14 protein-coding genes are annotated in these 13,079 nt (G+C 61.8%); 9 read left to right on the forward strand and 5 right to left on the reverse strand.

What is annotated here, in order from left to right; all coding sequences use genetic code 11:
• Window positions 1–79: 79 nt before the first annotated feature.
• From ACQRBT_RS27180 to ACQRBT_RS27190, 3 genes are all read right to left on the reverse strand, one after another.
• Window positions 80–721, reverse strand: a complete 642-nt coding sequence (locus ACQRBT_RS27180; RefSeq protein ID WP_412047084.1) for an oxidoreductase — start codon at window positions 719–721, stop codon at window positions 80–82.
• A gap of 30 nt (window positions 722–751) precedes the next feature.
• Window positions 752–2,470: a C13 family peptidase gene (locus ACQRBT_RS27185; protein ID WP_060754737.1), complete on the reverse strand. Its 1,719-nt coding sequence runs from the start codon at window positions 2,468–2,470 to the stop codon at window positions 752–754.
• 105 nt (window positions 2,471–2,575) lie between these two features.
• Window positions 2,576–3,031 carry a MaoC family dehydratase gene (locus ACQRBT_RS27190; protein ID WP_003194496.1) on the reverse strand — a complete coding sequence of 152 codons (456 nt, stop codon included), beginning with the start codon at window positions 3,029–3,031 and terminating at the stop codon, window positions 2,576–2,578.
• Between the two features lie 160 nt (window positions 3,032–3,191).
• Between ACQRBT_RS27190 and ACQRBT_RS27195 the strand changes: the two genes are divergently transcribed.
• Genes ACQRBT_RS27195 through ACQRBT_RS27205 form a run of 3 tightly spaced genes read left to right on the forward strand, consistent with a single transcriptional unit; the run spans window position 3,192 to window position 4,873 of the window.
• A complete protein-coding gene (locus ACQRBT_RS27195) occupies window positions 3,192–3,545 on the forward strand; it encodes a CidA/LrgA family protein (protein ID WP_060754735.1) in 354 nt (117 codons plus the stop codon).
• A complete protein-coding gene (locus tag ACQRBT_RS27200) occupies window positions 3,542–4,258 on the forward strand; it encodes an LrgB family protein (RefSeq protein WP_161548431.1) in 717 nt (238 codons plus the stop codon). Before ACQRBT_RS27195 ends, ACQRBT_RS27200 begins: the two co-directional genes overlap by 4 nt.
• Window positions 4,259–4,279: 21 nt before the next feature.
• Window positions 4,280–4,873 carry an LON peptidase substrate-binding domain-containing protein gene (locus ACQRBT_RS27205; RefSeq protein ID WP_060754733.1) on the forward strand — a complete coding sequence of 198 codons (594 nt, stop codon included), beginning with the start codon at window positions 4,280–4,282 and terminating at the stop codon, window positions 4,871–4,873.
• On the opposite strand, the gene ACQRBT_RS27210 is transcribed toward ACQRBT_RS27205, so the two are convergent.
• Complete coding sequence (locus tag ACQRBT_RS27210; RefSeq protein WP_060754732.1) at window positions 4,867–6,183, reverse strand: bifunctional DedA family/phosphatase PAP2 family protein; 1,317 nt, start codon at window positions 6,181–6,183, stop codon at window positions 4,867–4,869. The genes ACQRBT_RS27205 and ACQRBT_RS27210 overlap by 7 nt on opposite strands.
• A 25-nt stretch (window positions 6,184–6,208) precedes the next feature.
• The gene (locus ACQRBT_RS27215) at window positions 6,209–6,892 is read right to left on the reverse strand and encodes a DNA-3-methyladenine glycosylase (protein ID WP_060754731.1); all 684 of its coding nucleotides are present in this window, start codon (window positions 6,890–6,892) and stop codon (window positions 6,209–6,211) included.
• Between the two features lie 174 nt (window positions 6,893–7,066).
• Between ACQRBT_RS27215 and ACQRBT_RS27220 the strand changes: the two genes are divergently transcribed.
• The 6 genes from ACQRBT_RS27220 (at window position 7,067) to rodA (ending at window position 13,066) form a co-directional block, all read left to right on the forward strand.
• Window positions 7,067–8,332, forward strand: coding sequence for a glutamate-5-semialdehyde dehydrogenase (locus tag ACQRBT_RS27220; protein ID WP_104996065.1), 1,266 nt, complete (start codon window positions 7,067–7,069; stop codon window positions 8,330–8,332).
• Window positions 8,332–8,976, forward strand: coding sequence for a nicotinate-nucleotide adenylyltransferase (gene nadD / locus ACQRBT_RS27225; RefSeq protein WP_412047083.1), 645 nt, complete (start codon window positions 8,332–8,334; stop codon window positions 8,974–8,976). Before ACQRBT_RS27220 ends, nadD begins: the two co-directional genes overlap by 1 nt.
• A gap of 69 nt (window positions 8,977–9,045) precedes the next feature.
• Window positions 9,046–9,540 (forward strand): ribosome silencing factor, encoded by a 495-nt coding sequence (rsfS, locus tag ACQRBT_RS27230; RefSeq protein WP_003176298.1) that lies wholly within the window; start codon window positions 9,046–9,048, stop codon window positions 9,538–9,540.
• Between the two features lie 9 nt (window positions 9,541–9,549).
• Complete coding sequence (rlmH, locus tag ACQRBT_RS27235) at window positions 9,550–10,017, forward strand: 23S rRNA (pseudouridine(1915)-N(3))-methyltransferase RlmH (protein ID WP_003176297.1); 468 nt, start codon at window positions 9,550–9,552, stop codon at window positions 10,015–10,017.
• Between the two features lie 15 nt (window positions 10,018–10,032).
• Complete coding sequence (mrdA, locus tag ACQRBT_RS27240) at window positions 10,033–11,931, forward strand: penicillin-binding protein 2 (protein ID WP_060754728.1); 1,899 nt, start codon at window positions 10,033–10,035, stop codon at window positions 11,929–11,931.
• A 31-nt stretch (window positions 11,932–11,962) separates the two neighbouring features.
• Complete coding sequence (gene rodA / locus ACQRBT_RS27245) at window positions 11,963–13,066, forward strand: rod shape-determining protein RodA (protein WP_057703348.1); 1,104 nt, start codon at window positions 11,963–11,965, stop codon at window positions 13,064–13,066.
• The last annotated feature ends 13 nt before the right edge of the window (window positions 13,067–13,079 follow it).

The raw sequence follows: 13,079 nt of genomic DNA on the forward strand, positions 1-13,079 counted from the left end.
GCTTATCTGTAACTGACCTGCCGCTATCGGGAGCAAGCCCCCTCCCACAGGGTTTTGTGTTTTCAGGTCTTTAAAAGGGTTATTTGCCGAGCTTGCGCAGCTCGTCCGACTCCACCACCCGCACGCCATCCTGCTCTTCCAGCGCCAGACGCCACATGGCGCGGGCCAGTTCACAGACTTCGATGCCGCGGTATTTGCCCGGGATCAATCGCGACAATGGCCCGGCCAATTGTTCGGCCAGCCGCGGTTCCAGGCGCTCCCCCAGCAATAGCGAAGGCCGCACGATGGTCAGTTGCGGCCAATCCTGTGCCTTCAACGCCAGCTCCATTTCGCCTTTGACCCGGTTGTAGAAAATCGAGGATTTCGGGTCGGCGCCAATGGCGCTGATCACGATCAAGTGGCGCGCGCCCAATTCCCGTGCGCGCTTGCCAAAGGCCACCACCATGTCCAGGTCAACGGCGCGAAAGGCGGCTTCCGAGCCCGCTTGCTTGATGGTGGTGCCCAGGCAGCAGAAGGCGATATCCACCTGGCCGCCCAGTTGCGGCAGGAACACGGCGGGATCGCCTACAGGGTTCTCCAGGCGCGGGTGTTCGGCCAGGGGTTTGCGGCTCGGCGCCAGTACGCGGGTCACCGTAGGCTCGTTGAGCAAGCGGTCGAGCAGATGCTCGCCGGTCAGCCCGGAAGCTCCGGCCAACAGGATATGTTGAGGTGTCAGGTACATGGTGTTTCCCCCCTTGTTACACGTTACAGCTTAGTTGCCTTTGGCTTCCTTGCTATTCATTGAGACGCTTTCGAGCGCCTTTCGGGCCTGCTGTTTACGTAAGAGTTGCCAATGGGCAATCACGCCTTTGGGGGCCCACATCTGCGGTTCCGAGGCTTCGAAGTTGTCAGCTTGTTCGCGCTCGGCCACGTGTAGTTGTGCCAGCTTGAACGCGTGTTGTAAATCGTCGGTCTGGTTGAAAGCCTGTACGAAAAGGGCATCGCCAAAGTAGGTAAAGTCTGCCTCTTCTGAGCAGCCGAAGGACACGCGATCAGCGCGCGAAGCGGTCATGATCAAGGTGCGTTCATCTTTGAGTGCCGGAATGAAGCCGCCGGAGTAGCAGGCGGAGATCACGATGATCTTGTCACGGTTTTTCAGCGGCTCGAGCACGGCGGCCAATTCGTCGGCGGGCAGGTCGGCCAGTTCCATGCGCGGCTGGTCCAGCACGAACTCATGTTCGTGGGTGCCGTGGCTGGTCATGTAAATGAACACCAGGTCTTCCGGCCCGGTGCGTTCGGCCAGGGTCTGCACGGCGCGGCGCAGGCTCTCGCGAGTGGCCAGCGGGCGGTCGGTGATATGGTCGCGGTGGTTGACCAGGCGAATCTGCCCTCGCGCACCGAAGCGGCTGGCGAGCATATTGCTGACGTAGTCGGCTTCGCGCAGGAACACGCTTTGCTTGCCATCGCCGGCGATGGCCAAGGTGTAGAGCTCGACGGCGGGCGTGGAGGGCGGCACCGCCGCGAGGGCCGCCTCGAGCAAGCGGCCTTGGGCCAGCACGCCGATTTCCAGCGGGTCGGGCAGCAGCTTGCCGTCGGCATCACGCACGCGCATGCCGTTGACCCAGGTGCCGGCCTGTACCGTGCCGTCGGTGAGGACGAGGGTGCCTTTGCCTTGATAGTTGTCGCTGTCGAAACCACCGATATAGAAGCTGCCATCGGTGAGGTTCAGGCGACCCTCGCCGGTAAAGCGCCATTCGCTGAACTGGCCCACATAGTGGCTGCCATCGATGCCGATCAGTTCGCCCTTGCCGCTCAGTGCGCCTTCCTTGAACTGGCCGATCCACACGTCGCCGTCGGCGTTTTCATAGCGGCCTTTGCCGTTGAGCTGGTTCTGCTTGAACTGGCCGACATAGATATCACCGTCGGCGCTGTTGAAGGTGCCATTGCCTTCGAGCTGGCCATCGACGAAGTGGCCGCTGAACTGGTTGCCGCTGTCGTCGTTGCGCTGGCCTTCGCCATTGGGTTTGCCGTGGGCGAACTGCCCTTGGTACTGGCTGCCATCAGCCAGCTCGAGGCGACCGAGGCCGGAATACTGGTCATCGAGGAACTCGCCGCGATAGGTCATCTGCCCTTCTTTGAGGGTGCCTTCGCCGTTGCGTCGACCGTTTTTGAACCCGCCGACGTAGCTGCTGCCCGGGGTGGTCAGGCTGCCCTGACCGTCGAACAAGCCTTGCTTGAACTGGCCTTTATAGACCTCGCCGTTGCTGCCATGCCATTCGCCCTGGCCGTGCCACTGGCCCTTGTCGAAATGGCCGGCGTACCAACTGCCGTTGGGGTAGTCCACACGGCCCTGGCCTTGCAACAAACCGTCGACCACATCGCCACGATAGCGGCCGCCATCGGGCAGGCGCGCATCGGGCGGCAACAGCGATTCGCCGTCTCCGCAAGCGGTGAGCAACAGGGCAAGGGCAAGGGGAGCAAGTGGGCGCATAGCGGGATCCGGATAATTGAGCGCCGAGTATGCCGCAGCTGCGAGGTTCATACATAAATTTACATACACTGTGGCAAGGTTTATCACCTCACCACAGGCACGCCGTTACACGAAGCAGAGTGACAGCGACTCGGCGATGTAAGCGGGTTTTTCCTGGCCTTCGATTTCCAGGGTGGCGGTGGCTTTAAATAGCCATTGGCCAGGTTTCTTCTCGGTGACGTCGGTGAGGGTGACGTTCAGGCGGACCTTGGAGTTCACTTTCACCGGCTGGATGAAACGTACGCTGTCCAGGCCATAGTTGACCGCCATCTTCAGGCCCTCGGGCATGATCAGGATGTCTTCCATCAGCTTGGGCATCAGCGACAGCGACAGGAAACCGTGGGCGATGGTGCTGCCGAACGGTGTCTGGGCGGCCTTGACCGGATCGACGTGGATGAACTGATGATCGCCGGTGGCTTCGGCGAACAGGTTGATACGCGCCTGGTCGATGGTGAGCCATTCGGAACGTCCCAGTTCCTTGCCGACATAATCTTTGAGCTGCGCTACAGGTACATAGGGCATTGCGACTCTCCTTGGTTCATCGGTTTTTTATAGGGGGCCAGATCCATGGTAGATCATCATGGGCAATCAGCTCGGTCAACCCACCATGCCTTCGGCGAATGCCGGAGCATAGGGCGGGCATGCTTATAATGCGGGCGAGTCTTGAGGGGGGAGAGAGCGGATGCTGTTACGTGGCCTGACCTGGCTGGTGCTGTTTCAATTGATCGGTACGGCGATCAACCACTTGCTGTTGCCGGTGCTGCCGGGGCCGATCATTGGCTTGCTGCTGATGCTGGGGTTCCTGATCTGGCGCGGTGAAGTCGGCGAGCCCCTGAGCCTGGCGGCCGGCAGCCTGTTGCGTTACTTGCCGCTGCTGCTGGTGCCGCCGGCGGTGGGGGTGATGGTGTACGCCAAGGACATTGCCGCCGACTTCTGGGCCATCGTCGGAGCGCTGGTGGTGTCGTTGGTGATCGCCATGGGCTTTGTCGGCCTGCTGATGCAACAGCTGGTCAAGCGTAAGGAGAAGGACCAATGACCTTCGACTGGGCGGGCGCGTGGGCGGCGGTGATTCATCATCCGTTATTCGGTATCGGTATCACCCTGGGCGCCTATCAACTGGTGTTGGCCGGTTTCGAGAAAACCCGTTGGATCTTCTTGCAACCCGTGCTGGTCTCCATGTTGCTGGTGGTCGCGGTGCTGCTCACCTGCGGCCTGAGTTATACCGAATACCGCAAGAGCACCGAGATCATGGGCATCCTGCTCGGCCCCGCGACCGTCGCCCTGGCTGTACCGCTTTATCTGAATTTGCGGCGGATTCGCCAATTGTTCTGGCCGATTTTTACTACGCTGGTGGTAGGCGGGGTATTGGCCACCGGCCTGTGCGTGTGGCTGGGCTGGTGGTTTGGTGCCGAGCATATGATGTTGATGACCATGGCACCCAAGTCGGTGACTTCACCGATCGCCATGCTGGTGGCTGAGCAGATCGGCGGCGTGGCGGCGTTGGCGGCGGTGTTTGTGCTGATCACCGGGGTGATCGGCGCGATGATCGGGCCGGCGTACCTCTCGGCACTGGGCGTGCGCAGCCCCGAAGCGCGTGGCATGGCCCTGGGCATGACCGCCCACGCGGTGGGCACTTCAGTGGCCTTGCAGGAAAGCGAAGAGTGCGGCGCCTTTGCGGCGCTGGCCATGAGTCTGATGGGCGTGGCCACGGCGGTTTTCTTGCCGTTGGCCGTGTCGGTGATTGTTTAAACCGGGGTTAAGGAAACCTTTATGAGTCTGGCGCTGTTCCCGCTCAATACCGTGCTGTTCCCAGGCTGCACCCTCGATTTGCAGCTGTTCGAGGCGCGTTACCTGGACATGATCAGCCGTTGCATGAAACGGGGCGAAAGCTTCGGCGTGGTGTGCATCCTCGATGGCAAGGAGGTCGGCCAGGCGCCCGACGGTTACGCGCTGATCGGCTGTGAGGCGTTGATCCGCGACTTCAAGCAGCAGGACAACGGCCTGTTAGGCATTCGTGTCGAAGGCGGGCGGCGTTTTCGCGTGCGGGAGGCCGGTGTGCAGAAGGACCAGTTGCTGGTGGCCGAGGTGCAATGGCTCGAAGAGCTGCCGGACCAGCCGCTGGAAGAGGAGGATGCAGACCTGCTGGCGCTGCTGCAGGCCCTGGCCGAACACCCGATGGTTGCCTCGCTGGACATGGGCACCCAGGCCGAGGGCCAGCAGGCCCTGGGCAATCAACTGGCTTATCTGCTGCCGTTCACCGAGGCGGACAAGGTCGACCTGCTGCAACTCGACGATCCGCAACAACGATTGGATGCCATCCAGATGTTGCTCGACGAGTTGCAGGGCGAACTTTTCGCTCAGTAGGCGTAGCGCAGCAGGGCGCTGGAGGTGCCGGTGAAGGCAATGACACTCAGCACCGCCACGATCACCGGCAACAGCAACCACCAGGTTTTTTGCGGCATGGCGGGCAGCGGGCTGCGGTATTGGCTGGCGGTCAGGCTCAAGGCACACACACTCATCGCCAGCAGCGTGCCGGCCAGAATATCCGTTGGCCAATGCGCGCCCAGGTAAACCCGTGACAGCGCGATGAATGCGGCGGGAATGCAGCCCAGCAGCAGCCAGGTCAGGCGCAGGCGTGTGGGTTGGCCGCGACCGGCCAGCACGGCCAGGGCGAGGAAGAACGCAAATGAACCTGAGGCGTGCCCGCTGGGCATGCTGAAACTGGTCAAGGGGTCGGTGAGGATTTCAGGGCGGCCACGAGCGAAAAACAACTTGGTGCCCGTGTTGATCACCGCCGCCCCGGCCAAGGTCGCGCCGACGAACAGCGCATGGCGCCATTGCCGCGCCAAAAACAGCAGGCCGGTGAACACGGCGCTGGCGACAAACATCTTCTTGAACTCGCCTAACTGGGTGATCATCACCATGGCCTCGTCCAGCCACGGGCTGCGGTGTTCCTGCACCAGTGCGCTCAAGCCCTGATCGAACGCGTCGAGGTGCGGGTAGCCGATAAACAAGGCAACCAATAGCGTCAGGCTGGCGCAGCCTATCCACAAAGTGGCACGACGATGGCCGCGCAAGCTGGCGTTCAAGCTCAGCCCCAGCAGCACCGCGAGACAGGCGGCGACCACCCCGGCTTGGGGCCAGAAGCCTTCGGGCAGCGGCAAGCGGAACGCTGCGCCCGTCGCCCAGCCCGGCAACAGATAGGCCACCGACCAACCTGCCGCCGCCACAAGGCTCACGGCGGCGAAGCGTGGGAAGGGCATGTCGCACATGCCGGCCACCATCGGCAGCATGGGGCGCAACGGGCCTATGAACCGTCCTACCAACAGACTGGCGATGCCGTACTTGTGGAAATAGGTTTCGGCACCGTTCATCCATTCTGGATGGTGACGCAGGCCGGGCAGGCGCCGGATATTCTGATGGAAGTGCCGGCCCAGGTAGTAGGAAACCCCATCCCCCAGCAAGCCGCCGAGGAAACCCAGCAACAGGGTTTCACTCAAGGACAGCGCGCCGCTGCCGGCCAGCGCGGCAATCGCAAACAGCAACACCGTGCCGGGTACGATCAGCCCGGCAATGGCCAGGCACTCCACGCACGCGACGACAAACACCGCCACCGCCAGCCATTCGGGGTTCAGCGTCAGCCAGCCGGTAATGCTATCGAGCCATTGGCTCATAAATCCTCACTCCCACATGCCTTGTTCACAATAAAAAATAATCGCGGCCTTCGACCTGGCCCCGGCGCAGCGGGTTCCGCGTGCAATAAGCGGCATAGCCGGCATCGACAAAGCGGTACATCAGGTGTTCGTCGCGCCCGCTGGGTATGCCCAGGCGAGTGGTCTGGAGGATATGCGTCGGCGCCTGGCCGACGTCTTCCACGTAGAGCGATTGCGGGTCAAAACGTTTTGCGTCCCACATCGGCACTTTCAGGCCCAGCGCTTTGCACAGCAGGGTCTGGCCGGCGCACAGCTTGTGCGAGGGGCGCGGGTGGCCGTTGGCGTCCGGGTTGTTCAGCAGCATCTGCGCCAGGCTGGCCGGGCCGGACACTTCGTCGACCCAGGGATAGGCCGATTTGATCAGCACGGCATTGCCGGGGCCCTTGGCGCTGAAGTTCAGCGAATCGCCACCGCGGGCGTAATACATATAGATATGACCACCATCCAGAAACAAAGCCTTACGCTTTTCTGTGTAGCCCAGTGAGGCGTGGCTGCCTTTTTCGGCCACGTAGTAGGCTTCGGTTTCAATAATTCGCGCTGAAAGCCAGAGATCGCCGACGCGATGACGTATGACTTTTCCGAGTAAATCGCGCGCAAGCATTTGCGCGTCGCGGTCGAAAAAGCTGTCGGGCAGCGCGCTGGCAGGGTGTTCGGGCAAAAAAATCGACATGGCGGTAGGGGGGAATACGGCTAAATGTGACGGAATCATAACAACTCCCACCTTAATTACCGCTGAACCTCGGATTTTTACAGTTCATTTCGACCATCCGCCCCTCACCGCTGTCAGTCGAGCGGCGTCACAGCTATAATCTGCCGCTTTCCTCCCTGCCAAGACTCCCTGACTATGACTGAGTCCGTTCTTGACTACATGACCCGCCTGGGTCGCGCTGCCCGTCAGGCCTCGCGATTGATCGCCCGTGCGAGCACCGCGCAGAAGAATCGCGCCCTGTTGGCCGCCGCCGATGCTCTGGACGCCTCGCGCTCCGAGCTGACCGCCGCCAACGAGCTGGACCTGGCCAACGGCCGCGCCAATGGCCTTGAGCCAGCCCTGCTGGACCGCCTGGCGCTGACCCCGGCGCGTATCGACGACATGATCGAAGGCCTGCGTCAGGTGGCCAAGCTGCCTGACCCCATCGGTGAAATCCGCGATATGCGCTACCTGCCGTCCGGCATCCAGGTCGGCAAGATGCGCGTGCCCCTGGGCGTGATCGGCATCATCTATGAGTCGCGCCCGAACGTGACCATCGACGCCGCGAGCCTGTGCCTCAAGTCCGGGAATGCCACCATCCTGCGCGGCGGTTCCGAGGCGATCAATTCCAACCGCGCCATTGCCGCGTGCATTCAGCAGGGCCTGGCAGTGGCCGAGTTGCCGGCCGAAGTGGTGCAGGTGGTGGAAACCACCGACCGCGCTGCCGTAGGTGCGCTGATCACCATGCCGGAGTTTGTCGATGTCATCGTGCCACGGGGTGGCAAGAGCCTGATCGAGCGTGTCAGCCGTGATGCCAAGGTGCCGGTGATCAAACACCTGGACGGCGTGTGCCACGTGTTCATCGACGTCGCCGCCGATATCGACAAGGCCATCCGCATTGCCGACAACGCCAAGACTCACCGCTACGCTCCGTGCAACACCATGGAAACCCTGTTGGTGCACGCCGGCATTGCCGAGCGCGTGCTGCCGCCGCTGGCTGCCATCTACCGGGACAAGGGCGTGGAACTGCGCGGTTGTGTGCGTACCCGTGCGTTGCTGGGCGCGGACGTGATCGAAGCGACCGAGCTGGACTGGTACACCGAGTACACCGCGCCGATCCTGTCGATCAAGATTGTCGACGATCTGGACGAGGCTATCGAACACATCAACACCTACGGTTCCAAGCACACCGACGCCATCGTTTCCGAGCATTTCAGCGATGCCCGGCGTTTCCTCAACGAAGTGGACTCCGCTTCGGTGATGATCAACGCCTCGACGCGTTTTGCCGACGGCTTCGAGTATGGCCTGGGGGCGGAAATCGGTATCTCCACCGACAAGCTGCACGCTCGTGGTCCGGTGGGCCTGGAAGGCCTGACCAGCGAGAAATACGTGGTGTTCGGCGACGGTCATGTGCGCACTTGATGACTAAACGCATCGGGCTGCTCGGCGGTACCTTCGATCCCGTGCACATCGGCCATTTGCGCAGCGCGCTGGAAGTCGCGGATGCCCTCGCGCTGGATGAGCTGCGCATGATGCCCAACGCACGGCCGCCGCATCGCGATACGCCGCAGGTGTCACCGCAGCAGCGCCTGGAAATGGTGCGCCTGGCGGTGGAGGGCATTGCGCCGCTGGTGATGGACGACCGTGAGCTCAAGCGCGATAAACCGTCCTACACTGTTGACACCCTGGAGCTGATGCGCGTCGAGTTGGCCGCGGATGACCAGTTGTTTCTGCTTTTGGGCTGGGACGCATTTTGCGGCCTGCCCTCTTGGCATCGCTGGGAGGAACTCCTCCAGCATTGCCACATCCTGGTTTTGCAACGCCCGGATGCCGACAGCGAACCGCCGGATGCCTTGCGCAACCTGCTGGCCGCGCGGTCGGTAAGTGACCCCTTGGCCCTGACCGGGCCGAACGGGAATATTGCATTCGTCTGGCAGACCCCGCTTGCGGTGTCCGCCACCCAGATCCGTCAACTGCTGGCCAGCGGGAAGTCGGTACGTTTCCTGGTGCCTGACGCGGTCCTGGCCTACATCGATGCGCACGGGCTTTACCGTGCGTCGAACTGAAAAGGCGCGCTTGAACGCACGCACAGTCGTGCAGCAAGCGCCCGAACATACGAGCAAAACGAGTTTTATATGACGAACAAAGACGTAAGCAAAGTTAAGCGCAAAGGCACCTTCAAAAGCGCGCCGTTGCCGGTTGAAGCCCATGTTGGCCCGGAGCTGGCCGGCGAAGAGCTGGTAAAGGTTGCCGTGGCTGCCCTGGAAGACGTCAAGGCCCAGGACATCCAGGTGCTGGACGTACGCGACAAGCAAAGCATCACCGACTTCATGATCATCGCCACCGGTACTTCGAACCGCCAGATCGGCGCGATGCTGGACAAGGTCCGCGAAGCCGTCAAAGCCCAGGGCGTGAAGCCGCTGGGTGAAGAAGGCAAGGGCGACAGCGACTGGGTGCTGCTGGACATGGACGACGTGATCGTTCACATGATGACGTCCAACGCCCGCCAGTTCTACGACCTGGAGCGTCTGTGGAAAGGCGCCGAGCAGAGCCGCGCGGCTGACGGCAAGCACCACAGCCCGGAAGTGGGCCACGCACACTTCGACAAGCTCAACAAAGACCAGGAATAAGGAACGGCTGTGCGCCTGCGTCTGATCGCTGTCGGTTCACGCATGCCCAAGTGGGTGGAAGAAGGCTGGCACGAGTATGCCAAGCGTCTGCCCGCTGAGCTGTCGCTGGAACTGGTGGAAATACCGCTCAATACCCGGGGCAAGAATGCCGACGTGGCTCGCTTTATCCGTCAGGAAGGCGAAGCCATGCTGGCCAAGGTCGGCCCCAACGAGCGCATCGTCACCCTCGAAGTGCACGGCAAACCCTGGAGCACCGAGCAGTTGGCGGTGGAGCTGGATCGCTGGCGCCTGGACTCGCGCACCGTCAACTTCATGGTCGGCGGCCCCGAAGGGCTGGCCCCGGAAGTCTGTGCGCGGGCCGACCAGCGCTGGTCGCTGTCGGCGCTGACGTTGCCGCACCCGTTGGTAAGGATCCTGATCGGTGAACAGCTGTATCGCGCCTGGACAGTGCTGTCCGGGCACCCTTACCACAAATAGTCTGCGCCCCTCCCGATGACCCAGCCGATCCGCATCAAGGACCACGAGAAAGACGCACGTCTGGTACGTTCGCGGGTGGTGTTTGGTGCGATTCTGGTGGTCGCCCTGCTGGGTGTGCTGATTGCGCGCCTGTATTTCCTGCAGGTGATCCAGTACGACTATCACTCCACGTTGTCGGAGAACAACCGGGTGCATGTGCAGCCGATTCCGCCGACCCGTGGCCTGATTTTCGACCGCAATGGCGTGGTGGTGGCGGACAACCGACCCAGCTTCAGCCTGAGCATGACCCGCGAGCGTTCCGGCGACTGGCAGCAGGTCCTCGACGTGATCGTCGAGGTGCTGCAACTGACGCCGGAAGACCGGGCGATCTTCGAGAAGCGCATGAAACAGGGGCGTCGGCCATTCGAGCCGGTGCCGATCCTGTTTGAGCTGACCGAAGAACAGATCGCGCGGATCGCGGTGAACCAGTTCCGCCTGCCGGGTGTGGAAGTGGTGGCGCAGTTGGTGCGGCATTACCCGCAAGGGCCGCACTTTGCCCACTCCGTAGGCTATATGGGGCGGATCAACGAGAAAGAGCTGAAAACCCTCGACCCGGTCAATTACAGCGGCACTCACCATATCGGCAAAACCGGTATCGAGCGCTTCTACGAGCCCGAGCTGCACGGCCAGGTCGGTTACGAAGAAGTCGAGACCAACGCTCGCGGCCGGGTGCTGCGGGTGCTCAAGCGTACCGATCCGGTGCCGGGCAAAGACATTGTGTTGAGCCTGGACATCAAGCTGCAGGAAGCGGCTGAGATGGCGCTGGGTGGACGTCGTGGCGCCGTGGTAGCGCTAGACCCGAAGACAGGCGAAGTGCTCGCGATGGTCAGCCAGCCGAGCTTCGACCCGAACCTGTTTGTCACCGGGATCAGCTTCAAGGCCTACGCCGAGCTGCGCGACTCCATCGACCGGCCGCTGTTCAACCGCGTGCTGCGCGGCCTGTACCCGCCGGGTTCGACGATCAAGCCCGCCGTGGCGATTGCCGGCCTGGATGCTGGCGTGGTGACCGCCTCCAGCCGTGTGTACGACCCCGGCTATTACATGCTGCCCAACTACGATCACAAATACCGTAACTGGAACCGTACCGGCGACGGCTATGTCGACCTGGACACTGCGATCATGCGTTCCAACGACACTTATTTTTACGACCTGGCCCACAAGCTGGGGATCGATCGCCTGTCCGCCTATATGAGCAAGTTCGGCCTCGGTCAGAAAGTCTCCCTGGACATGTTCGAAGAATCCCCCGGCCTGATGCCGTCGCGGGAGTGGAAGCGTGCGACCCGTCGCCAGGCCTGGTTCCCAGGTGAAACCCTGATCCTCGGCATCGGCCAGGGTTATATGCAGGCCACGCCTTTGCAACTGGCCCAGGCGACGGCGCTGGTGGCCAACAAAGGGATCTGGAACCGCCCGCACCTGGCCAAGACCATCGAAGGCGAGAAGCCCGTGGATGAAAACCCGATCCCGGACATCGTGCTGCGCGACTCGTCCGATTGGACCAAGGTCAATCACGGCATGCAGCAGGTGATGCACGGCGCCCGCGGTACGGCGCGCAAGGCGGCAATCGGCGCGCAATACCGCATCGCCGGCAAGAGCGGTACGGCCCAGGTGGTCGCGATCAAGCAGGGCGAGAAATACGACCGCTCCAAGGTTCAGGAACGCCACCGTGACCACGCCTTGTTTGTCGGTTTCGCCCCGGCGGACGACCCGAAAATCGTGGTGGCCGTGATGGTCGAAAACGGTGAGTCCGGTTCCGGCGTTGCCGCGCCCGTGGTGCGCCAAGTGATGGACGCCTGGTTGTTGGCCGACGACGGCAGGCTCAAGCCCGAATATGGTGGTCCCCCTTCAAGCCCCGAGGTTACGGCCCGTGAAGAGTAATTTTGACCGCATCCTCTCCAGCGACGATGTGATGCGTCGCCGTGCGACGCTGCTGCAGCGCATGCACATTGATGGCCCGTTGTTGATCCTGCTGCTGACCCTGGCGGCCGGCAGCCTGTTCGTGCTGTATTCGGCCAGCGGCAAAAACTGGGATTTGCTGATCAAACAAGCGTCCTCGTTCGGCCTGGGACTGTTGTCGATGGTGGTGATCGCCCAGCTGGAGCCACGGTTCATGGCGCGCTGGGTGCCGCTGGGTTACGTGGCCGGTGTGTTGCTGCTGGTGGTGGTGGATGTGATGGGGCATAACGCCATGGGTGCGACCCGCTGGATCAACATTCCAGGGGTGATTCGCTTCCAGCCGTCGGAATTCATGAAGATCCTGATGCCGGCGACCATCGCCTGGTACCTGTCCAAGCGCACCTTGCCGCCGCAGCTCAAGCATGTGGGCATCAGCCTGATCCTGATCGGCGTACCGTTTATCCTGATCGTGCGCCAACCCGACCTTGGCACCTCGCTGTTGATTCTCGCGGGTGGTGCGTTCGTGCTGTTCATGGGTGGGCTGCGCTGGCGCTGGATTCTCAGCGTATTGGCTGCCGCCATCCCCGTGGCCGTGGCCATGTGGTTCTTCTTTATGCACGATTACCAGAAGCAACGGATCTTGACCTTCCTCGACCCGGAAAGCGACCCGTTGGGCACCGGCTGGAACATCATCCAGTCCAAGGCGGCCATTGGCTCAGGTGGCGTATTTGGCAAGGGTTGGTTGCTGGGCACCCAGTCGCACCTGGACTTTTTGCCGGAAAGCCACACCGACTTCATTATTGCGGTGATGGGTGAAGAGTTCGGCCTGGTGGGCATCTGCGCGCTGTTGCTGATCTATCTGCTGCTGATCGGTCGCGGGTTGGTGATTACCGCCCAGGCGCAGACGCTGTTCGGTAAATTGCTGGCCGGCAGCCTGACCATGACTTTTTTTGTTTACGTTTTCGTCAACATCGGTATGGTCAGTGGCCTGCTGCCGGTGGTTGGGGTGCCGTTGCCGTTCATTAGCTACGGCGGAACTTCGCTGGTGACATTGCTGTCAGCGTTTGGGGTTTTGATGTCGATTCATACGCATCGCAAGTGGATCGCACAGGTTTGAATAAGGTGAAGAT

It is taken from the genome of Pseudomonas sp. R19M, assembly GCF_050312585.1.
GTDB lineage: Bacteria > Pseudomonadota > Gammaproteobacteria > Pseudomonadales > Pseudomonadaceae > Aquipseudomonas > Aquipseudomonas palleroniana.